The 21,464-nt window shown below is 64.5% G+C and carries 26 protein-coding genes; 20 read left to right on the forward strand and 6 right to left on the reverse strand.

What is annotated here, in order from left to right; genetic code table 11:
- Positions 1-205 precede the first annotated feature (205 nt).
- The 4 genes from AC13FW_RS10920 to murU all read left to right on the forward strand — a co-directional run bounded on the left by AC13FW_RS10920 (position 206) and on the right by murU (position 3,819).
- A complete protein-coding gene (locus tag AC13FW_RS10920) occupies positions 206-1,699 on the forward strand; it encodes a M20 family metallopeptidase (RefSeq protein ID WP_296250974.1) in 1,494 nt (497 codons plus the stop codon).
- A gap of 93 nt (positions 1,700-1,792) precedes the next feature.
- Complete coding sequence (locus AC13FW_RS10925) at positions 1,793-2,065, forward strand: GlsB/YeaQ/YmgE family stress response membrane protein (RefSeq protein WP_282267821.1); 273 nt, start codon at positions 1,793-1,795, stop codon at positions 2,063-2,065.
- Between the two features lie 45 nt (positions 2,066-2,110).
- Positions 2,111-3,121, forward strand: coding sequence for an aminoglycoside phosphotransferase family protein (locus AC13FW_RS10930; RefSeq protein ID WP_482989073.1), 1,011 nt, complete (start codon positions 2,111-2,113; stop codon positions 3,119-3,121).
- Positions 3,118-3,819 (forward strand): N-acetylmuramate alpha-1-phosphate uridylyltransferase MurU, encoded by a 702-nt coding sequence (gene murU, locus AC13FW_RS10935; RefSeq protein ID WP_482989074.1) that lies wholly within the window; start codon positions 3,118-3,120, stop codon positions 3,817-3,819. The genes AC13FW_RS10930 and murU overlap by 4 nt, the downstream gene beginning before the upstream one ends.
- A 268-nt stretch (positions 3,820-4,087) precedes the next feature.
- Here murU and hda read toward each other — a convergent pair whose 3' ends face one another.
- The 3 genes from hda to AC13FW_RS10950 are packed head-to-tail and all read right to left on the reverse strand — an operon-like array spanning position 4,088 to position 7,091.
- Positions 4,088-4,789: a DnaA regulatory inactivator Hda gene (gene hda / locus AC13FW_RS10940; protein WP_296250981.1), complete on the reverse strand. Its 702-nt coding sequence runs from the start codon at positions 4,787-4,789 to the stop codon at positions 4,088-4,090.
- Complete coding sequence (locus AC13FW_RS10945) at positions 4,786-5,961, reverse strand: AI-2E family transporter (protein WP_296250983.1); 1,176 nt, start codon at positions 5,959-5,961, stop codon at positions 4,786-4,788. Before AC13FW_RS10945 ends, hda begins: the two co-directional genes overlap by 4 nt.
- Positions 5,958-7,091 (reverse strand): DUF2066 domain-containing protein, encoded by a 1,134-nt coding sequence (locus AC13FW_RS10950; RefSeq protein WP_296250985.1) that lies wholly within the window; start codon positions 7,089-7,091, stop codon positions 5,958-5,960. Before AC13FW_RS10950 ends, AC13FW_RS10945 begins: the two co-directional genes overlap by 4 nt.
- Before the next feature lie 97 nt (positions 7,092-7,188).
- Here AC13FW_RS10950 and purM point away from each other — a divergent pair, with 97 nt between their 5' ends.
- The 6 genes from purM to AC13FW_RS10980 all read left to right on the forward strand — a co-directional run bounded on the left by purM (position 7,189) and on the right by AC13FW_RS10980 (position 11,821).
- Complete coding sequence (gene purM, locus AC13FW_RS10955; protein WP_481614993.1) at positions 7,189-8,247, forward strand: phosphoribosylformylglycinamidine cyclo-ligase; 1,059 nt, start codon at positions 7,189-7,191, stop codon at positions 8,245-8,247.
- Positions 8,248-8,259: 12 nt separating this feature from the next.
- On the forward strand, positions 8,260-8,868 hold the full coding sequence (locus AC13FW_RS10960; protein ID WP_282267834.1) for a DUF2238 domain-containing protein: 609 nt from the start codon (positions 8,260-8,262) through the stop codon (positions 8,866-8,868).
- Positions 8,865-9,524 carry a phosphoribosylglycinamide formyltransferase gene (gene purN / locus AC13FW_RS10965; protein WP_482989075.1) on the forward strand — a complete coding sequence of 220 codons (660 nt, stop codon included), beginning with the start codon at positions 8,865-8,867 and terminating at the stop codon, positions 9,522-9,524. The genes AC13FW_RS10960 and purN overlap by 4 nt, the downstream gene beginning before the upstream one ends.
- Positions 9,525-9,587: 63 nt before the next feature.
- Entirely contained in the window at positions 9,588-10,382 is a 795-nt protein-coding gene (locus AC13FW_RS10970) for a DUF3108 domain-containing protein (RefSeq protein ID WP_482989076.1), read from the forward strand.
- Positions 10,383-10,384: 2 nt separating this feature from the next.
- Positions 10,385-11,068 carry a DUF3108 domain-containing protein gene (locus tag AC13FW_RS10975; RefSeq protein ID WP_296250994.1) on the forward strand — a complete coding sequence of 228 codons (684 nt, stop codon included), beginning with the start codon at positions 10,385-10,387 and terminating at the stop codon, positions 11,066-11,068.
- Positions 11,069-11,128: 60 nt separating this feature from the next.
- Positions 11,129-11,821: a DUF3108 domain-containing protein gene (locus AC13FW_RS10980; protein ID WP_296250995.1), complete on the forward strand. Its 693-nt coding sequence runs from the start codon at positions 11,129-11,131 to the stop codon at positions 11,819-11,821.
- Between the two features lie 187 nt (positions 11,822-12,008).
- On the opposite strand, the gene AC13FW_RS10985 is transcribed toward AC13FW_RS10980, so the two are convergent.
- From AC13FW_RS10985 to AC13FW_RS10995, 3 genes are read right to left on the reverse strand one after another with little or no spacing between them, the layout of a single operon-like run.
- Positions 12,009-12,317 carry an EF-hand domain-containing protein gene (locus AC13FW_RS10985; protein ID WP_296250997.1) on the reverse strand — a complete coding sequence of 103 codons (309 nt, stop codon included), beginning with the start codon at positions 12,315-12,317 and terminating at the stop codon, positions 12,009-12,011.
- Positions 12,314-13,588, reverse strand: coding sequence for a UDP-N-acetylglucosamine 1-carboxyvinyltransferase (gene murA, locus AC13FW_RS10990; RefSeq protein ID WP_296250999.1), 1,275 nt, complete (start codon positions 13,586-13,588; stop codon positions 12,314-12,316). The genes AC13FW_RS10985 and murA overlap by 4 nt, the downstream gene beginning before the upstream one ends.
- Before the next feature lie 39 nt (positions 13,589-13,627).
- Entirely contained in the window at positions 13,628-13,858 is a 231-nt protein-coding gene (locus AC13FW_RS10995) for a BolA family protein (RefSeq protein ID WP_296251001.1), read from the reverse strand.
- Between the two features lie 52 nt (positions 13,859-13,910).
- Here AC13FW_RS10995 and AC13FW_RS11000 point away from each other — a divergent pair, with 52 nt between their 5' ends.
- From AC13FW_RS11000 to rapZ, 10 genes are all read left to right on the forward strand, one after another.
- The gene (locus AC13FW_RS11000) at positions 13,911-14,912 is read left to right on the forward strand and encodes a KpsF/GutQ family sugar-phosphate isomerase (RefSeq protein WP_282267852.1); all 1,002 of its coding nucleotides are present in this window, start codon (positions 13,911-13,913) and stop codon (positions 14,910-14,912) included.
- 62 nt (positions 14,913-14,974) lie between these two features.
- Positions 14,975-15,520 (forward strand): KdsC family phosphatase, encoded by a 546-nt coding sequence (locus tag AC13FW_RS11005; protein ID WP_282267853.1) that lies wholly within the window; start codon positions 14,975-14,977, stop codon positions 15,518-15,520.
- On the forward strand, positions 15,520-16,086 hold the full coding sequence (gene lptC / locus AC13FW_RS11010; RefSeq protein WP_482989077.1) for an LPS export ABC transporter periplasmic protein LptC: 567 nt from the start codon (positions 15,520-15,522) through the stop codon (positions 16,084-16,086). The genes AC13FW_RS11005 and lptC overlap by 1 nt, the downstream gene beginning before the upstream one ends.
- Entirely contained in the window at positions 16,064-16,591 is a 528-nt protein-coding gene (lptA, locus tag AC13FW_RS11015; RefSeq protein ID WP_282267857.1) for a lipopolysaccharide transport periplasmic protein LptA, read from the forward strand. Before lptC ends, lptA begins: the two co-directional genes overlap by 23 nt.
- Positions 16,591-17,310, forward strand: coding sequence for an LPS export ABC transporter ATP-binding protein (gene lptB, locus AC13FW_RS11020; protein ID WP_282267859.1), 720 nt, complete (start codon positions 16,591-16,593; stop codon positions 17,308-17,310). Before lptA ends, lptB begins: the two co-directional genes overlap by 1 nt.
- Positions 17,311-17,350: 40 nt before the next feature.
- Complete coding sequence (locus AC13FW_RS11025) at positions 17,351-18,781, forward strand: RNA polymerase factor sigma-54 (protein ID WP_482989078.1); 1,431 nt, start codon at positions 17,351-17,353, stop codon at positions 18,779-18,781.
- A gap of 58 nt (positions 18,782-18,839) precedes the next feature.
- Positions 18,840-19,154 carry a ribosome hibernation-promoting factor, HPF/YfiA family gene (gene hpf, locus AC13FW_RS11030; RefSeq protein ID WP_282267862.1) on the forward strand — a complete coding sequence of 105 codons (315 nt, stop codon included), beginning with the start codon at positions 18,840-18,842 and terminating at the stop codon, positions 19,152-19,154.
- Positions 19,155-19,180: 26 nt separating this feature from the next.
- Positions 19,181-19,633: a PTS sugar transporter subunit IIA gene (locus AC13FW_RS11035; protein ID WP_296251014.1), complete on the forward strand. Its 453-nt coding sequence runs from the start codon at positions 19,181-19,183 to the stop codon at positions 19,631-19,633.
- Complete coding sequence (gene hprK / locus AC13FW_RS11040) at positions 19,630-20,580, forward strand: HPr(Ser) kinase/phosphatase (protein WP_282267866.1); 951 nt, start codon at positions 19,630-19,632, stop codon at positions 20,578-20,580. Before AC13FW_RS11035 ends, hprK begins: the two co-directional genes overlap by 4 nt.
- Positions 20,577-21,455: an RNase adapter RapZ gene (gene rapZ, locus AC13FW_RS11045; RefSeq protein WP_482989079.1), complete on the forward strand. Its 879-nt coding sequence runs from the start codon at positions 20,577-20,579 to the stop codon at positions 21,453-21,455. Before hprK ends, rapZ begins: the two co-directional genes overlap by 4 nt.
- Positions 21,456-21,464 lie beyond the last annotated feature (9 nt).

A 21,464-nucleotide genomic window follows, 5' to 3' on the forward strand; every position in this document is an offset into this window, starting at 1 on the left:
TCGGCTGGCTATCCCGCCGGTCAGATCAGTGTTCCGCGCCACATGAATCCAGAATATCCGGGGCGGGTTCAGCAAACAGCCAGCCAACCACCCGGGCCCTTGTAGGAAAAGTCCTACAAAAATTCACTGATGAAACCGTCGCCAGCCCGATAAACAAGGGAGCGGCGTAGAATGGTTGCACCTGACATTGCTATCGGAGATCCAGATGGACAGCGCCAAGATCGGCCAATTTCTCAGCGACAAGTGGGACAACGACATCGTCCCGCAATTGGTCGATTACATCCGTATCCCCAACAAGTCGCCGATGTTCGACGCCAACTGGGTCGCCAACGGCTACATGGAGCAGGCCGTCACCCTGATGGAAAGCTGGGCCAAGGCGCAGACCATTCCCGGCCTGCAGGTCGAGGTGGTTCGCCTGGAAGGCCGCACTCCGCTGCTGTTCCTGGAAATCCCGGCCACCGGCCCGGAAACCGGCGACGACACCGTGCTGCTCTACGGCCACCTGGACAAGCAGCCGGAAATGACCGGTTGGGACGAGGACCTCGGCCCGTGGATTCCGGTGCTGCGCGGCGACAAGCTGTACGGTCGCGGCGGCGCTGATGACGGCTACGCCATCTTCGGCTCGCTGGCCGCGGTGCTGGCGCTGCAGGAACAGGGTCTGCCGCACGCCCGCTGCGTGATCCTGATCGAAGCCTGTGAGGAATCCGGCTCCTACGATCTGCCCGCTTATGTTGACCACCTGGCTGAGCGCATCGGCCAGCCGTCGTTGGTGGTGTGCCTGGATTCGGGCTGCGCCAACTACGACCAGCTGTGGTGCACCACCTCGCTGCGCGGCCTGACCGGCGGCAACTTCACCGTCAAGGTGCTCAACGAAGGCGTGCACTCCGGTGATGCCTCCGGTGTGGTGCCGTCCAGCTTCCGCCTGCTGCGCCAGTTGCTGTCGCGCATCGAGGACGAGAACACCGGCCGCATCCTGCTGGAAGGCCTGCACACCGAAATCCCGGCCGAGCGCCTGGAACAGGCCAAGCGCGCCGCCGACGTGGTCGATACCGCCATCTTCGACAAGTTCCCGCTGGTCGACGGCCTCAAGCCGATGAGCGATGAGCTGACCGAACTGGTCCTCAACCGCACCTGGCGCCCGGCCCTGTCGGTGACCGGCATCGGCGGCATGCCGCCGCTGGAATCGGCCGGCAACGTGCTGCGCCCGGAAACCTCGGTGAAGCTGTCGCTGCGCCTGCCGCCGACCGCCAATGGCAAGGCATGCGGCGAGCTGCTGAAGGAAGCCCTGCTGCGTGATCCGCCGAACGGCGCCCACGTCAGCCTGGACCTGGAAAAAGCCTCCACCGGCTGGAACGCACCGGCCATGGCGCCGTGGCTGGAGCAGTCCATCGACGCCGCCAGCCAGGCCTTCTTCGGCAAGCCGGCGATGTACATGGGCGAAGGCGGCTCGATCCCGTTCATGGGCATGCTGGGCGAGAAGTTCCCGGGTGCGCAGTTCATGATCACCGGCGTGCTCGGCCCGCACTCCAATGCACACGGCCCGAACGAGTTCCTGCACATCCCGATGGGCAAGCGCGTCACCTCCTGCGTGTCCAAGGTGCTGTTCGACCACCACGCCGCCAGCCTGCGTGGCGAAACCAGCGGTTCGCCGGTGGCCGCCGACAGCGGCACCCGTCACGGTGGCCACGGCTGCTGCTGATCGGTCCGACGTTGTTGGTCGGATGTTGATGGTTTGATGACGAACGCAGCCTGGCCTTGCTAGGCTGCGTTTTTCTTTGGCACGGGCAAGAACATGAGCGGACTGTTTGGCAGCGACAGCTGGCTGTACATCATCCTGATCGGCTTCTTCGTAGGCCTGCTCGGGCGCTTCTTCATGCCCGGCAACAACCGCATGGGCTGCCTGCTGACCATCGTGCTCGGCGTGGCCGGCGCGGTATTTGCTGGCTGGTTCGGCCGTGAGATGGGCTGGTATGCCGCCGGTCAGCCGGCCGGCTTCATCGGCGCCATCATTGGCGCGATCGCCCTGCTGGCACTGCTGCGTCTGGTCAGCGGCGGCAAGCGCTGACTCCATCCAACGGCGCCTGCTGGCGCCGCTTCACTTGTAGTGTCCATGAACGATCCCGCTTCCGATCCGCTGCGCGCCCAACAACGCCTGCAGTGGACCTGCACCGCACTCGGCGACCCTGCCACCACGCTTGAACGCGCATCGGTCGATGCCGGTTTCCGCAGCTATTGGCGCAGCACCAGCGCACGCGGCAGCCACATCGTGATGGACTCACCGCCCGGGTTGGAAGATGTACGCCCCTGGCTGCGCATGCACGACCTGCTGGAAACCAACAGCGTGCGTGTACCGCAGATATTGGCGCGCGATGTCGACAACGGCTTCCTGCTGCTGGAAGACCTGGGCGGACCAACCCTGGCCCGCTTCATCAGTGACGACACCGCCGACGCTTGGTTCGATGCGAGCTTCGTGCAACTGATCCGCCTGCAGTCGATTCCGGTGCCCTACGGCATGGGCGCGTTCGGCGAAGCACTGCTGCAGCGTGATGCTGGCCTGTTTGAAGAGTGGTTCGTGCAACGCCACCTCGGCCTGAGCTTGGACTGCGGCGAAAGCGAGCAGTTGCAGCTGGTGCAACGGCGCCTGATGGACAACGCCTTGAACCAGCCACAAGTGCTGACCCATCGCGACTTCATGCCGCGCAACCTGATGCCGGTTGATGGAGGCCCCGCGGTGCTGGACTTCCAGGATCTGGTCAGCGGTCCGATTGCCTATGATCCGGCCAGTCTGTTCAAGGACGCCTTCCTGAGCTGGCCGCTGGAAAAAGTGGACGCCTGGCTTGCGCGCTACCACGCAAAGGCACTGGCCGCCGGCCTGCCGGTGCGGCCGTGGCCGCAGTTCCTGCGCGACGCCGACTGGATGGGCGTGCAGCGCCATCTGAAGATCCTCGGCATCTTCGTGCGTCTGCGTGATCGCGACGGCAAGGGCCATTACTTCGAAGACGCACCGCGTTTCATTCGCTACCTGGATGAGGTGTTGCCGCGCTATCCGGAGCTGGCGCCGCTGCAGGACCTGTTCGAGCGCCGCTTCAAGCCGGCAATGGCCACCAAGGCTTCCGCATGAAAGCCTTGATCTTCGCCGCCGGGCTGGGCGAGCGCATGCGCCCGCTTACCGATCACACGCCCAAGCCGCTGTTGGCCGTGGCCGGTGTGCCACTGATCGAATGGCACCTGCAGCGCCTCGCCGCGCTGGGCATCGCCGATGTGGTGGTCAACACCAGCTGGCTGGCCACGCAGTTTCCGGAAAAGCTCGGCGATGGCAGTCGCTGGAACCTGCGCCTGCATTACCTGTACGAAGGCCCGGTGCCGCTGGAAACCGGCGGCGGCATGCACAACGCGCTGCCGCTGCTTGGCGATGCGCCGTTCCTGGCGATCAATGGCGACATCTGGAGCGACTTCGACTTCGCCGATCTTCCGCGCGAACCGAAGGGCAATGCGCACCTGGTCATGGTCGACAATCCAGTGCAGCACCCTCGTGGTGATTTCATTCTTGAAGCCGATGGCCTGATGCACGACAACGGCGAACAGGCACGGTTGACCTTTGCCGGCATCGGCATATATCGACCGCAGCTGCTGCAGAACTGGCAGACCGTGATTGGCGATGCCGATGGCAGCACGGAAACACCGCCACGCTTCAAACTGGCGCCCTTGCTGCGCGCGGCAATGGCCACCGACAGCATCAGCGGCCAGCATCACCAAGGCCGCTGGACCGACGTCGGCACCCCCGAGCGCCTGCAGCAGCTGGAAAACCAGCTCTTGTAGGAGCGGTGTGAGCCGCGAAGCAAGTGAAGACTCAGATACACAGATGCCTGCAATTGCAGGCATCTTCGTTTGCGGACGCGACACCGGCTTCGCGGCTTACGCCGCTCCTACAGAAGTCGCGTCCGCCAGCCGTTTGTGGGAGCGGTGCAAACCGCGAAGCAACTGAAGCCCCAGATACAAAGATGCCTGCAATCGCAGGCATCTTTCTTATGCGGATATGACATCTGCTTCGCGGTTTACACCGCTCCCACAGAATCCATAATGCCGATCAACCCGGCCCGTTCTCCAACACCCGTTTCAGGAACGGCACGGTGATCCGCTTCTTTGCCGCCAGCGATTCGCGGTCCAGCCTCTCCAGCAAGGTCACGAGTCCGCTCAGGTCGCGGCCGGTGCGGGTCAGCAACCAGTCCAGCGTCGCCTCATCCATCACCAACCCACGGCGCACCGAACGTTCGCGCAGCACTGCGCCACGGCCTTCGGCATCCAGCGGCTCCAGGGTGATGCGGCTGCACTGCGACAGCCGCGAGCGCAGGTCCGGCAACACCAACCCCAGGCCATCAGGCGGCAGCCGCGAGGTATAGATCACGGTCACGTCGGCAGCGCGCGCGCGATTGTGGAACTCGAACAGGGTGATTTCCTGCTCGCGTCGACCGGCGACATATTCCAGCCCGTCCAGCGCCAGCACGTCGTGCCCTTCCAACGCTTCCAGGGCGTCCTGCAGGCGCGTACCGGCCGCCTGTAGTGGCAGGTACGCAGGGCGACGCCCGGCCTGCAGTGCAGCAGCGCAGGTGGCCAGGGCCAGGTGCGTCTTGCCGGTAGCACCGGCACCCACCAGATAGATCCAATCCTGGCTGCTGCCATTGGCAACGGCACGCAACTGCGGCAGCGCGCCTTCCGGCGCACCGATGAATGTTTCAAAGCGCTGGTCTGGCGGGTAACGCAAGGCCAGCGGTAACTGCGGCACACTCACTTCGGTTCTACATCCTTCGACACGATGCTCAGATCCGCCGGCACCTGAGCGTTGCGCGGATCCAACACAATCGTCGGCCCGTGGCCGGCATACAACTCACTTTGGCGATAACGCTGGTGCGCATAGCGCAACAACACGTTGATCACCGCCGCCGCTGGCAAGGCCAGCAGCATTCCCAGGAAGCCAAACAACTGGCCACCTGCCATCACCGCGAAAATCACCGCCACCGGGTGCAGGCCAATTTTGTCACCGACAATACGCGGGGTCAGCACATAGCTTTCCAGCAACTGGCCGACCGTGAAGACCACGCCAACCAACACCAGCAACTGCAGGTCAAAGCCCTGCGATTGCACCAGTGCCGCCAGCACCGCCATCACCACGCCGGTGGTTGCACCCAGGTAGGGGATGAAACTGATCAAACCTGCGACCAGGCCGATCAACAGGCCCAGGTTCAGGCCCACCAGGCTGAGGCCCGCGGCATACACGATGCCCAGTGCGATCATCACCACGATCTGGCCGCGGATGAAGGCACCCAGCACGTCATTGGACTCACGCGCCAAGCGCGTAACCACTTCGATATGGTTGCGCGGGATCATCGATGCAACCCGCTCGACCAGCTTGTCCCAGTCGCGCAGGAAGTAATAGGCCAGGATCGGCAACAAGGCCAGGTTGATCACCCAGGCCACCATCGCAAAACCCGAACGCGACACGTAGCCAAAGAACGTGGTGGCAACGCCGCCAGCCTGCTGCCAGTGGCTGCGCACCCACTCGAACAGACGGCCCGGGTCCAGCCAGGCCATGATTTCCAGCCCGGTTTTCTGCTCAAGCCACGGGATTGCGGTGTTCATCAGCCACTCCTGCCCTTGGGGCAAAGCGGTGACCAGGGTAATGATCTGGCGCTGTATCAAGGGCACCAGGATCAGCAGCGCCAAGGCCAGCAGCAGGATCATCAACACGAACACCAGCACCACCGCGGTGTTGCGCGAACGGCCGCTGGCTTCCAGCCGGTCAACCAGCGGATCGCCCAGCCACGCCAGCATCAAGGCGACCACGAACGGGGTCAGCACTGGTGCCAGCAGCCACATCACCCACAACCCGAAGGCACTGAGCACCACCCACTTGAGGCGGCGCAGGAACAGCGCGATTTCCATTTCCGCTGTATCAGTACTCATCGAATGCGGTACTCCGCGCGGCGGCTACTGTTCTGTTCGGTACCGGCGTCGGCATCGTCGTCGCCTACCGCACCCACCGGCTGTAGCGCGGCGTCGCTGCCCAGCATGCGGTTGAACCCAGGCAAGCCGCTCATCAGCTCGACATCCAGCTCCAGTCGGTCACCCGAGGCCTGGATCGGCATGATCGACTTGACCACCGCCACTCGCTGCAAGGTGGCGGCCAAGCGCAGGTAGTCGTCGGCACTGCGGATACCGCTGACCACGATCCGGTAAACACCGGCGGCACCACCGACCGGCGCCTTGGCATAGCGCCGCACCAGCGCATCGGCGGCGCCATCGGCACCGGCCATCATCGCCCGCCGGGCATCGGCGTCGTTGGTGGTCCACTTGGACAGTTCACGGCCATTGTCGACAAACACCCAGTCCGCAACCCAACCGCCACCCTTGCCACGGTACAACTTGCCGATCAGCTGCATCGGCGGCGAATAGCGCGATGAGGCGCGCGCTACCGCAGCGGTGTCCTGGCGCCAGATCGCACCGACCAGGGCCTGCTCGGCCGCGCCGCCGGCAGGCAGGCCCAGCTTGAAGCCACGTTCAACCGCACGATCCAGCAATGGCCGCGCCGCATTGGACTGCGGTACACCGACCAGGCGCGGACCGCTGCCATCATCGATGGCCAGCCAGACCACCGGCTTGGGTCGTGGCTGCGGCCATACCGGCAGCCCCAGCGCCGCCACCAGCCCGTCGACGTCATCCTGGCGGAAGCGTGCCACCAGCATGGTCCGGAAGCTCGGTGCGCCACTGGCGCTGACGCTTTGATCCTGCCGGTAGTCATAACTCTCGGCCATGTCCTTGGCGCTGCGCAGGGCCTGCGCCACACCCGGCCGCGCCAGCACGCTGCGGTCGCCGGACAGCTTGGCCAGCACCGCGCCCAGCGCGCGCGCCAGCCCGCCGTTGCGATCGGCCTCGCTTTGGCTGTTGACCGGTACCTCGGCCTCATAGGCACTGCTGGCGCCAGCCACGTCCCCTTCGGTACGCATGCTGGACGACTGTGCCTGCACCAACGAAATTGGCAGGCAGAGCGCCAGAAACAGGATTGTGACCAGGCTGCGGCGCATTGAAATTTCCATTGCTCGACGATTCCGGAGGGAATTGTTGCCCGAATGGGGCCTTCACGCCAACGTGGCCTGTTAAAATCGACCGTTCACCCCGCCAGTGCAGCCGCCAGTGACCAGCCCCTCGACCTCTGCCAACTCCCCCCTGACCTACCGTGACGCCGGTGTCGACATCGACGCGGGCAACGAACTGGTCGAGCGTATCAAGCCGCTGGTAAAGCGCAGCTTCCGCCCGGAGGTGATGGGCGGACTGGGTGGCTTTGGCGCCCTGTTCGACCTCTCCAACAAGTACCGCGAGCCGGTGCTGGTGTCCGGTACCGACGGCGTCGGCACCAAGCTGAAGCTGGCACAACAGCTTGGCCGCCACGACACCATCGGCATCGATCTGGTCGCGATGTGCGTCAACGACGTGCTGGTACAGGGTGCTGAGCCCTTGTTCTTCCTGGATTATTTCGCCACCGGCAAGCTCGACATCGACACCGCTGCGGCCGTGGTCGGCGGCATCGCCAATGGCTGCACCGAGGCCGGCTGCGCGCTGATCGGCGGCGAAACCGCTGAAATGCCCGACATGTACGCCCCGGGCGAGTACGACCTGGCCGGCTTCACCGTCGCCGGCGTGGAGAAGAGCGAGCTGAAGGACGGCTCGGCCGTTGCCCTCGGCGACGTGCTGATCGGCATTGCCTCCTCCGGTCCGCACTCCAACGGGTATTCGCTGGTCCGTCGCATCTATGAACGTGCCGGCAGCCCGGCCGATCTGGTGCTGGAAAACGGCGTGAAGCTGGTCGATGCGCTGATGGCGCCGACCCGCCTGTACGTCAAGCCGATCCTGTCGCTGCTCAAGACCCACGGCGCAGCCGTGCACGGCATGGCCCACGTCACCGGCGGCGGCCTGACCGAGAACATCATCCGCGTGGTGCCGGAAGGCCTGGGCCTGACCATCGACGCCAGCAGCTGGCCGTTGCCGCCGGTGTTCCAGTGGCTGCAGCGCGAAGGCAATGTGGCCGACAGCGAGATGTGGCGCACCTTCAACTGCGGCATCGGTTTCGTGCTGCTGGTGCCGGCCGACCAGGTCACCGCCATCAACGCCACGCTGGACTCGTTGGAACTGGCGCATTGGCAGATTGGTGAAGTGGTCGCTGAAAACGGCGCCGAACGCGTCCACATCGGCTGAGCCAACGCCTACATGACAGCCGCCAAGAAGGCCGCCTTCATCGGCGTGCTTGTTGTATTCGCGCTCACCTGGATCAAACCGTTATGGCCTGTGGAACAGGCCCTGCACAGCTCGTTGACCGTGCTCGGCCTGCTGGCGCTATGGTGGGTGGACCGCCGCTGGCCACTGGGCAGCGGCGCCTTCGCGGCCATCTGCGGCTTCATCCTCCTGCACTGCATCGGCGCCCGTTGGCTGTACTCCAACATCCCCTATGACCAATGGGCGCAGGCGCTGTTCGGCTGGTCGCCGAACGCCGCCTTCGGCTGGGAACGCAATCATTTCGACCGGCTGATCCACCTGCTGTACGGCATCTGCTTCACCCCGGCACTGACCCAACTGGCCCGGCGCACCTGGCCGGCACTTCGTGTGGGCCAGGCCTTCACGCTGGCGGTGATGACCATCATGTGTACCAGCCTGGCCTACGAATGGCTGGAATGGGGCATCGCCCTGGCGCTGTCACCGGAAGCCGCCGAAGCCTACAACGGCCAGCAGGGCGACATCTGGGACGCGCATGCAGACATGTTACTGGCCACCCTCGGCAGCCTGGCGCTGTGGCCGCTGTTGCGGAAGACGCGGGCATGAGCCCCCTGCCCCGTCTCGCCGTGCTTGCCTCCGGCCGCGGCAGCAACCTGCAATGCCTGCAGGACGCGATTGCCGAAGGCCAGCTGGATGCGCAAATCGTCGGTGTATTCTCCGACAAGCCAGCCGCCGCCGCGCTGGAAAAAGTGGCCCCCGCACAGCGTTGGGCGCGCTCCCCCAGCGATTTCGCCGACCGCGAGGCGTTTGACAGCGCGTTGGCCGACGCGGTGGCGGCAAGCCAGCCGGACTGGATCATCTGCGCCGGTTACATGCGCATTCTCGGCGCTGGCTTCGTACAGCGCTTCAGCGGGCGCCTGGTGAACATCCACCCCTCGCTGCTGCCCTTGCACAAAGGCCTGCACACCCATGCCCGCGCCATCGAGGCCGGCGATGCCGAGCACGGCGCCAGCGTGCACTTCGTCGTACCTGAACTGGATGCCGGGGCGGTCATCGCCCAGGCACGGGTCCCGGTGCTGGCCGGGGACAGTGCTGAAGTGCTGGCCAAGCGCGTGCTGGCGGTCGAACACCCGCTGCTGCTGGCCAGCGTACAGTTGCTGGTCGCCGGCCGACTTGCTGAACGCGATGGCATGGTCCACTACGACGGTCAGTCTGTGTTTAGTCCATTACGCCTAGATTCCGCCGGAACCCTCCGTCGCTGATCCGCACGGGCTGCTGACGTGTGGTTTGGCAAGATCCCCCCTCCCCTCTGCCCTCGTCCCCACATGGCCATAGCGCTTTTCAAACCATTGGTTTTGACCGCACTGCTGGTATCAGCGGTCAGCCACGCACAGGAAACGCCCACACCAACGGCTGATCCGGCGCAGGCACCGGTTGTCCTGGCGCCGCCGGCGCTGGAGTGGACCCCGCCGGCACTGGAGCCGTTCGTCGCCACCTACCAGGCCTTCTACAAGGGCAAGGAAGCCGGTGATGCAACCATGCGGGTGGTCCACAACAGCGACAGCCAATGGCGGGTGGACATGGCGGTGCGCGGCAAGCGCGGCTTTGCCAGCATCCTCGGGCTGAACATCGAGCAGAGCAATGTGTTCAACAACCAAGGCAGCGTCTACACGCCACTGAGCCAGAGCACGGTCAAGAAGGCCCTGTTCATGAGCAAGAAGGTTACCGGCGTCTATGACTGGCAAGCCGGTACCGCGCAGTGGCAGGGTGACCTCAAGAAAGAACGGCAGCGCCCGATTGCGCTGCAGCGCGGCGACCAGAGCGCCTTGGTGCTGAATCTGTCGCTGATGCGCGATGCGCGCCCGGGACAGGCACTGCAGTACCGCTACGTTGATGTCGGCCGGGTGCGCCAGTACGAGTACCGTGCCGCTGACACCACCGAGAACGTGCAGGTGGGTGATCTCAGCTATGACGCCTTGCGGGTCTACCGCACCAATGGCGGCAATGATGAAACCATCCTGTGGATCGCCAACGGCGTACCCACCCCGGTGCGCATCCTGCAACGCAAAGACGGTCAGGACGAAATCGACCTGCGCCTGATCGAATACCAAGGAGCCTGAGCATGAAGCTTACCCGTAGCCCCCTGCGTTACCTCGCTGCCGCCGCACTGGTCGCTGCCAGCCTGCCAGCCTTGGCATTTGAGCCGTTCACCGCCAACTACCAGGCCAGCTACATGGGCATGCAGGCCAATGGCGTGATGTCGGTAGCTCCCGCCGGCAACAACCAATGGCGCTACAGCCTGCAGATCAAGAACCCGATGGCGGAACTGAGCCAGGCCACCGTGTTCGACGAACACGGCGGCAAACTGCGCCCGTTGAGCAGCCATGACCGTTCGGTGGTGCTGATCAAGCGCAAGCAGGTGGATGCGCGCTATGACTGGAACAGCAACCAAGCCACCTGGACCGGCGACGTGAAGCCCGATCGCAGTGGCCCGATCCGCCTGCAGAGCGGTGACATGGATGCACTGTTGATCAACCTGGCCATTGCCCGCGATGTCGCTGCCGGCAAGCCCCTGACTTACCGCATGGTCGACGATGGCCGCATCAAACCCATGACCTACCGGGTGATCGGCAAGGAAAACCTGACCATCGGCGGCAAGCAGCAGGAAGCCACCAAGGTGTCGCGCGTGGATGGCAACAAGGAACAGATCGCCTGGATCGTTCCCGGCATGCCGGTACCAGCACGCCTGCTGCAGCGCGAGAACGGCCAGGACGCACTGGACCTGACCATCCGTTCGATCAACTGACCAACGCCCACACCCCAACGCGCCCGGCCTGATGCCGGGCGTTTTCATGGAAGAGCCGCCGTGACCCTTGTTCGCAAATTTGCCCTGCTCCCGCTTGCAGCTGCCCTGCTTGTATCCCTGGCCCCGACTGCCGATGCAGCCGTACAGCGTTTCGATGGACGTTACACCGCCAGCTACAAAGGTTTGAGTGCATCCGCGCGGATGACCCTCACTCCGGCCCGCAATGGTTCCTGGATGTACCTGCTGACCGTGGATCACATGCTCGCCAAGCTGAGCCAGGCCACCGTGTTCCAGGACATGGGAACGCAGTACCGGCCACTGGGTGGCAGCGACCGGAGCAGCTATGCCTCGATCCAGCGCGGTGTCATTACCAATTACAACTGGGCCGCCGGCCAGGCGCGCTGGAGCGGCGATGTCAAACCCACCCGTGCTGGACCGGTAGCCCTGCGCGCCGGCGACATGGACGCCCTGCTGATCAATCTGGCGTTGGCACGCGACGTGCCCGCCGGCCGCCCCCTGTCCTATCGCATGATCGAGAACGGGCGTGCACGGCCAATGAACTATCGGGTGATTGGTCGCGAACGGGTCACCATCGCCGGCCGCAACTACGACGCCACCAAGGTGGCCCAGGGCGGCGCCGAAAAGCAGACCATTGCGTGGATCGTGGCCGGCATCCCGGCACCGGTGCGCATCGTCCAGCGCGAAAACGGCGCCACCACGATCAGCCTGCAGATGAACTCCTGGTCGCGCTGAGCACAGCGCACAGCAGCAACCAGGCCCAGCCCGGGCAAGACCCTGGGCCTGGGCAACAGTTGCAACAGGCAACGACAGGACTCAAGCAGGAGCGGTGCCCTGCCTGAGCGGCAGCATCCCGGCTGCGCTGTGCTTACCCGGCCTGCATTGCCAGCGAGACGCGCCGCAGCGCGGCGGCGCAGGCGTGCTATTCGGCGGTGTCCTTCTTGAACACCGTACGGCAATCGCGGCGGAATTCCTCACCACTGCTGCGCCAGATGAAACTGCGGCAGTGGCGGTCGCCCTCTTCGCTGTCCTTCACCTGCACCGCATAGAACGCCTGCAGGAACTCGTCGCTACTGATCTGGCCGTCGCCATTCCAGTCCATCTGTTCCTTCTCAACGCCCTGGGTGATGGCCACGCCGCTGTACCAGCCCCAGCCCAACCAGGCCAGGGCCAGCAGCACCAGGGCCAACAAAGCCCTGCGGCGCGGACTGAAGCGACCCTTGAGGATCATGCGATCCGCCGCACGTTGGCGCCGAGCCCGCTGAGTTTTTCCTCGATGTTCTCGTAGCCACGATCAAGGTGGTAGATGCGGTCGATGCTGGTCTCGTCCGCAGCCACTAGACCGGCCAGGATCAGGCACGCCGACGCACGCAGATCGGTCGCCATCACCGGCGCACCGCTAAGCTTGGCCACGCCGCGCACGATCGCGGTATGGCCTTCGATCTGGATGTCGGCCCCCAGGCGCAGCAGCTCGTTGACGTGCATGAAGCGGTTTTCAAAGATGGTCTCGGTGATCACACCCACGCCATCGGCCACGCAGTTCATGGCCATGAACTGCGCCTGCATATCGGTCGGGAACGCCGGATGCGGCGCGGTGGTGATGTTCACCGACTTGGGCCGCTTGCCATGCATGTCCAGGGTGATGCTGTCTTCGGTGGTGCTGATCTCGGCGCCGGCCTCGGTCAGCTTGTGCAGCACTGCGTCCATCGTGTCCGGGCGCGCATTGCGCACCGTGACGCGACCACCGCTCATCGCTGCAGCCACCAGGAAGGTGCCGGTTTCGATGCGATCGGGCAGTACCGCGTGGCGACCGCCGTGCAGGCGCTCGACGCCTTCCACGACCAGCCGCGCAGTGCCAATGCCTTCGATCTTCGCGCCGAGTGCGATCAGGCAATGCGCCAGATCGGCTACTTCCGGCTCCATCGCGGCGTTTTCCAGCACCGAGGTGCCTTCGGCAAGTACAGCTGCCATCAGCACGTTCTCGGTGCCGGTCACGCTGACCATGTCGAAGGTGTAACGGCCGCCTTTCAGGCGCCCATCGACGTGGGCCTTGATGAAGCCGTTCTCCACGCTGATTTCCGCACCCAGCGCCTGCAGGCCCTTGATGTGCTGGTCAACCGGGCGCGAGCCGATGGCGCATCCGCCCGGCAGCGACACTTCGGCCTTGCCGAACTTGGCCAGCAACGGGCCCAGAACCAGGATCGAGGCGCGCATGGTCTTGACCAGCTCATACGGCGCAACATGTTGATCAACAGTGCGCGGGTCCACCACCACCGCGCTGCCGCGCGACAGCGTGCCCTGGTCGACGGTGACCTTGGCGCCAAGCTCACCGAGCAGCTTCACGGTGGTGATCACGTCGTGCAGATGCGGCACATTGGTGATTTCCACCGGCGCATCGGCCAGCAAGGTGGCGCACAGGATCGGCAGGACGGCGTTCTTGGCGCCGGAGATATGAACCTCACCGCTCAGCGCATTGCCGCCGGTGACTACGATTTTTGCCATGGATTTAAGGCCGATATAAGGAGAAGAGAGTGAGCCGGCTCAGCCGGCTTCACCCGGAGTAATGGTTTTCAACGCCAACGCGTGGATCGCACCGCCCATCAGGTCGCCCAGCGTCGCATACACCATGCGGTGGCGCGCCAAGGGCATCTTGCCGGCAAATGCCTCGCAGACCACCGTGGCCTCGAAGTGCACCCCGTCGTCGCCCTGCACGTCGGCGCGGGCGCCCGGCAGGCCGGCTTCGATCAGATTTCGGATGGTCTCGGCGTCCAAAGCGCTTTCCTAATAAAATGAACCCCCATTCTACTCTCCGAGTGGCACCCGTATGGCTGCTTCCCCGCTTTCCCTGGCTACATTGCGCGACACCGATCTGGTGGCCAGTGGTCACCGTGTGTTCGAGATCGAGCGCGACGAACTGGACCGGGTAGGCGGTCGCATTGGCGCCGAGTTCGCCGCCGCCTGCCGGCTGGTGCTGGCTTCGCGCGGCCGTGTGGTCACCACCGGCATGGGCAAATCCGGGCATATCGCGCGCAAGATCGCCGCCACCCTGGCGTCGACTGGCACACCGTCGTTCTACGTGCACCCAGGCGAGGCCGGGCACGGCGATCTTGGCATGATCACCGAAGATGACGTGGTTTTGGCACTCTCTTATTCGGGTGAATCGGACGAAGTACTGACCCTGCTGCCGGTGTTCAAGCGCCAGGGCAATCCACTGATTTCCATGACAGGCAAGCCGCAATCGAGCCTGGCGCTGGCCGCCGACGTGCATCTGGACGTGAACGTGGACCACGAGGCCTGCCCGCTGGCCCTGGCCCCGACCTCCAGCACCACCGCCTCGCTGGCGATGGGTGATGCGCTGGCGGTGGCCCTGCTGGATGCCCGCGGCTTCACCGCCGACGACTTCGCCCGCTCGCACCCGGCCGGCAGCCTGGGCCGGCGCCTGCTGCTGCATATCACCGACGTGATGCATGGCGGCGATGACCTGCCCAGCGTCAGGGACGATGCCAGCCTCAGCCAGGCCTTGATGGAAATGAGCCGCAAGCGGCTTGGCATGACCGCCGTCGTCGATGCCCAGGGCAGACTGGTGGGCCTGTTCACCGACGGCGACCTGCGCCGTGCACTGGACACCGACCTGGACGTGCGCACCGCCAGCATCGCCCAGGTGATGACCCGCAACCCGCGTACCATTGGTGCCGACCAGCTGGCTGCGGAAGCCGCGCGACTGCTGGAAACCCACAAGATCAATGGTTTGATCGTGGTCGATGGCGACAATCATCCCGTCGGCGCCCTGAACATTCATGACCTGTTGCGGGCAAAAGTCGTCTAAACCCCGCACAATCAACGATCTCGGGCCAATACCCGACCTGCCGCAACGGATCCTGCCTGCCAATGCCCTACTCGCCGCTAGCGCTTTTCCCCACCAATCTGCACGCCACCGCCAGCGCCATCCGCTTGGCCTGCTTTGACGTGGACGGCACACTGACCGACGGCCGGCTGTTCTACGACCATGCCGGCAACGAGAGCAAGGCGTACTACGTGCAGGACGGGTTGGGCCTGAAGCTGCTGCAGCAACACGGCATCCACCCGGTGCTGATCACCGCCCGCAACAGCCTGTCGGCGCAGCGCCGCGGCGCCGATCTTGGCATCGACACCCAGATCGCGGTCGGCGACAAGCTGGCCAGCGTGCGCGCCTTGTGCGACCAGCACGGCATCGGCCTGGATCAGGTCGCCTTCATGGGCGACGACCTGCCCGATCTTGCGCCGCTGGGCGCGGTCGGCCTGGCGGTCGCCCCGGCCGATGCGCATCCGTGGATCGCCGAACGCGTGCATTGGCAGACCCGTGCCCAAGGCGGACGCGGCGCAGCGCGCGAGCTGTGTGACGTCCTGCTGGCCGCACAGGGCAAACTGGATGCAGTCCTGGCGAGGTTTTCCTGATGAGTTGGCGTTCAGTTCTTGGCATTGGCCTGCTGTTGGCCGCCTTGATCAGCGGCTGGTCGGCCTGGCGCAACCGCGCCAACACCGCGCCAACGGCCATTGAGCAAGGCAGCACCGACTTCACCTTGACCGACTTCGAGATCGTCACCCTGGACAAGCAGGGCAAGGAGTCGATGACGCTGCGCGCGCCGTCGATGGCGCGTAGCCGCGCCGACCAGACATCCAACATCACCAAGCCACTGTTCTTGCTGCCCGACGCGGCAGGAGAACACTGGCGACTGAGCGCCGATACCGGCTGGGTCAGCCCCAAGGGCGAAGAACTGCGCCTGCGCGGCAATGTTGCTGGTGACAGCCCCACCGATGGCAAGACCCCACCAACCACCTTCCGTACCAGCGCGCTGGACGTGCTCGCCGAGCAGGACCTGGCGCGCACCGATGCACAGGTCACGCTGACCCGACCGGGCCTTTCGCAGACCGGTGTCGGCTTCCGCGCCAACCTCAAATCCCAGCAGTACTCACTCCTTTCCCAGGTCAAGACCCGCTATGAACCCAAAGCTGCCCGCTAAGCTCGCGTCGATCACCCTGCTCGCCGTCCTGCTCGCACCTGGCCTGGCGTGGTCCAAGGCATCGGATCGCAACCAGCCGATGACCATCGATTCCAACAACAACGACTGCAACTTCAGCGACAACGGCAAGTGCCAGTTCAGCGGCAACGTGATCATCACCCAGGGCTCGATGGAGATCCACGCTGATACTGCCGATGTGATCCGCAAGAACGGCGAAACCGAACGCGTGATCCTCACCGGCAAGCAAGCCACGCTGAAGCAGCAGATGGATGACAACACCTGGATGAATGCCCGTGCCGACAACATGGACTACAACATCAACAGCGAAATCATCATCCTGACCGGCAACTACAAGGTTGAATCCGAGCGCGGCACCAACGCCGGCCAGCGCATGGTCTACAACACCCGCAGCGGCGCGATGCAGAGCGGCGGCGACGGCACCCGCGTGCGCACCGTGATCCAGCCCAAGAACAAGGCGCCGGCAGCGGCGGGAGAGGCCAAGTAATGCTCGTCGCCCAAGGCCTGCGCAAGCGCTACAAGAACCGCGAAGTCGTCAAGGACTTCGGGCTGACCCTGGATGCCGGCGAAGTGGTCGGCGTGCTCGGCCCGAACGGTGCCGGCAAGACCACCTGTTTCTACATGATCGTCGGCCTGGTCGCCGCCGACGCCGGCAGCATCGTGCTTGATGGCAAGGACATCACCTCCGAGCCGATGTACGAGCGCGCGAAGCTGGGCGTGGGTTATCTGCCGCAGGAGCCCTCGGTGTTCCGCAAGCTCAGTGTGGCCGACAACATCCGTCTGGTGCTGGAACTACGCACCGACCTGGACAGCGCCGGCCGTGAGCACGAACTGTCTTCGCTGCTGGAGGAACTGCAGATCAGCCACGTCGCCGACCAGACCGGCGCCAGCCTGTCCGGCGGTGAACGTCGTCGCTGCGAAATCGCCCGCGCACTGGCTGCAAAGCCGCGCCTGATCCTGCTCGACGAACCGTTTGCCGGCGTCGACCCGATCTCGGTCGGCGAGATCCAGCGCATCGTGACCCACCTCAAGCAACGCGGCATCGGTGTGTTGATCACCGACCACAATGTGCGCGAAACCTTGGGAATCTGCGACCGGGCGTATATCCTCGCAGAAGGCAGCGTACTGGCGCAGGGGGCACCGGAAGATCTGCTTGCCAATACCGACGTGCGCCGTGTTTACCTCGGGGACGCTTTCACCCTCTGAGTCGCAGCGCCACGCCGGGCCCTACCCCAACGGATCAGGCATGAAAGCTCGGCTGCAGACATCGATGGGACAGAACCTGGTCATGACGCCGCAGTTGCGTCAGGCCATCCGTCTTCTGCAGATGTCCAGCACCGAGCTCGAACTGGAACTGACCGAGGCGGTGGAAACCAATCCACTGCTGGAATGGGCCGAGAACTCCGAAGGCGCCGACGGCGACGAGGCTCCCGCAGGCAGCGCCAACGATGATGCCCCGATCGATCCCGCACAAGGCGACATCAACGCCGATGGCGAAGATTGGGATGGCGGCGACGAAGACTGGAGCAGTGGTCGCTCCGGCTCCTTCGATGGCGACGAAGACAACGAACGCGAACAGGCCGAGGACGGCGATACCCTCGCCGATCACCTGCTGTGGCAGCTGCACCTGACCCATCTGGGGCCGTGTGATCGCGCCATCGGCGTGGCCTTGATCGATGCATTGGATGAAGACGGTTATCTGCGCGAGCCCTTGTCGGCAATCGCACAGACACTGCTGCCTGAAACCCATGCCGACGAAGATGAGATCCTGGCGGTATTGCGCCAGATCCAGCGCTTTGACCCGGCCGGGGTTGGCGCACGCAGCCTTGGCGAGTGCCTGAGCCTGCAGCTGGACGTACTGCCCTGCCAAACCCCTGCCCTTGCCCTGGCCCGGCGTATCGCCGATGGCCCACTGGAGCGCTTGCCGCGCGCCGGCATCAGCGGCATCGCGCAGGAACTGAAACAGCCTGTTGCCGACGTCGAAGAAGCCGTGCAGCTGCTGCGCTCACTCGATCCGCGCCCGGGCAAGCAACTGGGGCAGATGACGTCTGACACCTACGTCGTGCCCGATTGCGTGGTCTGGCGCCAGCGCGGCATCTGGCGCTGTGCGCTGGCCGGGCACGCTGGCCCCAGGGTAGTCATCAATCAAAGCTACGAGCAACTGATCCGCCGCTGCGGCGACGCCGACGCCAGCTATCTGCGCGCACAGCTGCAGGAGGCGCGTTGGCTGCTGAAGAGCCTGCAGGCCCGTGGCGAAACCCTGCTGCGGGTGGTCAACAGCCTGCTGCATCACCAGGCCGGCTTCCTGGAATTCGGCGAACAGGCACTGCGTCCGCTAACGCTGCGTGAAATCGCCGCTGAGCTGGAACTGCACGAATCCACCATTTCGCGCGCCATCGCCCGCAAGTACGTGCGTACCCCGCGCGGCACCCTGCCGCTGCGCGCCTTCTTTGCCTCCGGCATAGATACCGAAGGCGGTGGCGAGGCTTCCAGCACCGCCATCCAGTCGATGATCCGCAACCTGATCGACGCGGAAAACCCGCGCAAACCGCTTTCTGACGCCAAGCTGGCTGAAATGCTCAAAACCAGTGGCATACCGGTAGCGCGCCGCACCGTTGCGAAGTATCGTGAGGCCATGAACATCTGTGCCTCTCACGAACGCGTCCGCATCGCCTGAAGCATTCGTTGAGCAGCGCAGGGTTCATTAGGCAACCCCGAACCACAGGAGGAATCCGATGCGTATCGAGACGTATGGCCAGCAAGTTGAAGTCACGCCTGCCCTGAAGGAGTACGTGGAAACAAAGCTGGAGCGGCTGGGTCGACACTTCGACCAGCACTGCGAAGTACGAGTCCAGTTGTCCACCCGCAAGCCTGACTATCTCGTCGTCGCCACGGTGAATTTACCCGGGCGCACCCTGCACGCCGATGCTGCCGAACCCACCATGTACGCAGCCATCGACGTCTTGGCCGACAAGCTCGACCGACTGGTCATAAAGCACAAGGAAAAGCATCTTCCCCACGCATCGCATGCTCTGCGCGACAATGGCTGATCTTTACACCCAGCCGTAAGCCCAACATGCCGTTGACCGACCTGATGGCGGCCGTGAGTACCCAGGTACTCGCGGTCGCTGATCGAGACAGCACCCTGATAGCCGCTTCCCGCCTTCTCGCCTGTCGTGAAGCCGGCGCGGACAGCCTGTTTTTAAGCCTGCGCGAACGTGAAAACGTCGGCAGCACCGCCATTGGCCACGGCATCGCCATTCCCCACGGGCGCTCTGAAACCCTGCAGGAACCTCGCGGCGCCCTGCTACGGCTGCAACAACCCGTTGATTTCGGCGGCGACGAACCGGTGGATCTGGTCTTCGCCATGGCGGTACCCGCGCATTACACCCACCAACACCTGATGCTGCTGTCGGAGCTGGCGGAAATTTTCTCCGACCCCGACATCCGCCAGGCATTGCGCGTCGCCCCCGATGCGCAGACCCTCAAGCACATCATCATCAACCCGCAGCAGGCGCGTAGCGGATGAATACCAGCATCACCGCCCAGGAACTCTTCGACCAGCAGCGCGAGAAGCTCGACCTGCGCTGGGTCGCCGGCCATGCCGGTGCGCAACGTGAGCTGGAGGCTGGCAATACCGTCTCGCGGCGGCCCTCGCTGGCCGGCTATCTCAACACCATCTACCCGAACAAGGTGCAGATCCTCGGCACCGAGGAACTGACCTGGCTGGATTCGCTGGATGCCCGCCAGCGCTGGGAAGTGATCGAGCGCATCATCCAGGCGCGGCCACTGGCGCTGGTGATCACCAAAAGCCATGGCTGCCCGGAAGACCTGCGCTCGGCCGCCGACGAATCGCAGACCCCGTTGTGGGTGTCGCCACGCCGCGGCCATGAGCTGCTCAACCACATCAGCTACCATCTGGCCCGCACGCTGGCGCCACGGGTGATCCTGCATGGCGTATTCATGGAGATCTACTCCATCGGCGTGCTGATCACGGGTGAGGCAGGCTCGGGCAAGAGCGAACTGGCACTGGAACTGCTGTCCCGCGGCCACCGCCTGGTCGCCGACGATGCCCCCGAATTCACCCAGATTGCCCCGGACGTGCTCGACGGCACCTGCCCGGAGCTACTGCAGGACCTGCTGGAGGTGCGCGGGCTGGGCGTGCTGAACGTGCGCCAGATGTTTGGTGACACTTCTGTAAAGAAGAACAAGTACCTTCGCCTCATCGTCCACCTGACCAAGCCGATGACCGAGCCCAGCAGCTACGGCTATGAACGCCTCACTGGCGATTCGGGCAAACGCCACGTGCTCGACCTGGACGTGCCACTGATCACCCTGCCGGTGATGCCCGGACGCAACCTGGCGGTACTGACCGAGGCCGCCACCCGCCTGCACATCCTGCGCACCAAGGGCATCGACCCGGCGGCGATGTTCATCGCCCGCCATAGCAACCTGCTGGAGCAACGTAGTTCATGAGTGCGCACCCTGCATCGGTACTGATCATCGTCAGCGGCTTGTCCGGCTCGGGCAAATCGGTGGCCTTGAAGACCTTTGAAGACCTGGACTACTACTGCTCGGACAACATCCCGGTAAACCTGCTGCCGGAGTTCGTGCGTGGCGTGCTCGGCGAACGCGATGAGAACCGGCCGGAGCGGGTGGTGGTCGGCATCGACGTACGCGGCCGCAGCGACCTGAGCCAGCTGTCCACATGGCGCAAAACCGCACTCAATTACGGTATCGACGCACGCCTGCTGTTCTTCGAAGCGGACGACGACACCTTGCTGGCCCGCTACGCCGACACCCGTCGCCGGCACCCGCTGAGTCACCTGGGCCTGTCGTTGCCGGAGGCCATCACCCGCGAGCGCGAGCTGACCGCCCCACTGCGGCGCGAAGCCGATGCCATCATCGATACCACCCGCCTCAACGTGCACCAGCTGCGGCGCCGGGTAATCACCGAGTTTGCGCTCAGCCATGAAAGCAAGCTGTCACTGCTGTTCGAATCCTTCGCCTACAAGCGTGGCGTGCCGGCCGAAGCCGACTTCGTGTTCGACGCGCGGGTACTGCCCAATCCGCACTGGGACCCGGAACTGCGCTCGCTGACAGGGCGCGACCGCGAGGTTCGCGAGTATCTGGACGCGCAACCCGATGTGGTGCGCTACGTCACCCAGCTGCAGGATCTGCTCGATACCTGGCTGCCCAAGCTGAGCGGCGAGACCCGCAGCTATGTCACCGTGGCCTTTGGCTGCACCGGCGGCAAACACCGCTCGGTCTATCTGGCCGAACGCCTCGCCCGACACGCACGTGAGCAGGGCTGGCAGGACGTGGCCACCTTCCATCGCGAACAGGACTGAGCGGGCGCT

The organism is Stenotrophomonas sp. 21LCFQ19 (assembly GCF_056861425.1).

Bases quoted from the DNA above. Each gene is read 5' to 3' on its own strand.
- AC13FW_RS10920 (WP_296250974.1), top strand. From the start codon at position 206: ATGGACAGCGCCAAGATCGGCCAATTTCTCAGCGACAAGTGGGACAAC.
- AC13FW_RS10925 (WP_282267821.1), top strand. From the start codon at position 1,793: ATGAGCGGACTGTTTGGCAGCGACAGCTGGCTGTACATCATCCTGATC.
- AC13FW_RS10930 (WP_482989073.1), top strand. From the start codon at position 2,111: ATGAACGATCCCGCTTCCGATCCGCTGCGCGCCCAACAACGCCTGCAG.
- murU (WP_482989074.1), top strand. From the start codon at position 3,118: ATGAAAGCCTTGATCTTCGCCGCCGGGCTGGGCGAGCGCATGCGCCCG.
- AC13FW_RS10945 (WP_296250983.1), bottom strand. From the start codon at position 5,961: ATGAGTACTGATACAGCGGAAATGGAAATCGCGCTGTTCCTGCGCCGC.
- AC13FW_RS10950 (WP_296250985.1), bottom strand. From the start codon at position 7,091: ATGGAAATTTCAATGCGCCGCAGCCTGGTCACAATCCTGTTTCTGGCG.
- AC13FW_RS10960 (WP_282267834.1), top strand. From the start codon at position 8,260: ATGACAGCCGCCAAGAAGGCCGCCTTCATCGGCGTGCTTGTTGTATTC.
- purN (WP_482989075.1), top strand. From the start codon at position 8,865: ATGAGCCCCCTGCCCCGTCTCGCCGTGCTTGCCTCCGGCCGCGGCAGC.
- AC13FW_RS10970 (WP_482989076.1), top strand. From the start codon at position 9,588: ATGGCCATAGCGCTTTTCAAACCATTGGTTTTGACCGCACTGCTGGTA.
- AC13FW_RS10975 (WP_296250994.1), top strand. From the start codon at position 10,385: ATGAAGCTTACCCGTAGCCCCCTGCGTTACCTCGCTGCCGCCGCACTG.
- AC13FW_RS10985 (WP_296250997.1), bottom strand. From the start codon at position 12,317: ATGATCCTCAAGGGTCGCTTCAGTCCGCGCCGCAGGGCTTTGTTGGCC.
- murA (WP_296250999.1), bottom strand. From the start codon at position 13,588: ATGGCAAAAATCGTAGTCACCGGCGGCAATGCGCTGAGCGGTGAGGTT.
- AC13FW_RS11000 (WP_282267852.1), top strand. From the start codon at position 13,911: ATGGCTGCTTCCCCGCTTTCCCTGGCTACATTGCGCGACACCGATCTG.
- AC13FW_RS11005 (WP_282267853.1), top strand. From the start codon at position 14,975: ATGCCCTACTCGCCGCTAGCGCTTTTCCCCACCAATCTGCACGCCACC.
- lptC (WP_482989077.1), top strand. From the start codon at position 15,520: ATGAGTTGGCGTTCAGTTCTTGGCATTGGCCTGCTGTTGGCCGCCTTG.
- lptA (WP_282267857.1), top strand. From the start codon at position 16,064: ATGAACCCAAAGCTGCCCGCTAAGCTCGCGTCGATCACCCTGCTCGCC.
- lptB (WP_282267859.1), top strand. From the start codon at position 16,591: ATGCTCGTCGCCCAAGGCCTGCGCAAGCGCTACAAGAACCGCGAAGTC.
- AC13FW_RS11025 (WP_482989078.1), top strand. From the start codon at position 17,351: ATGAAAGCTCGGCTGCAGACATCGATGGGACAGAACCTGGTCATGACG.
- hpf (WP_282267862.1), top strand. From the start codon at position 18,840: ATGCGTATCGAGACGTATGGCCAGCAAGTTGAAGTCACGCCTGCCCTG.
- AC13FW_RS11035 (WP_296251014.1), top strand. From the start codon at position 19,181: ATGCCGTTGACCGACCTGATGGCGGCCGTGAGTACCCAGGTACTCGCG.
- hprK (WP_282267866.1), top strand. From the start codon at position 19,630: ATGAATACCAGCATCACCGCCCAGGAACTCTTCGACCAGCAGCGCGAG.
- rapZ (WP_482989079.1), top strand. From the start codon at position 20,577: ATGAGTGCGCACCCTGCATCGGTACTGATCATCGTCAGCGGCTTGTCC.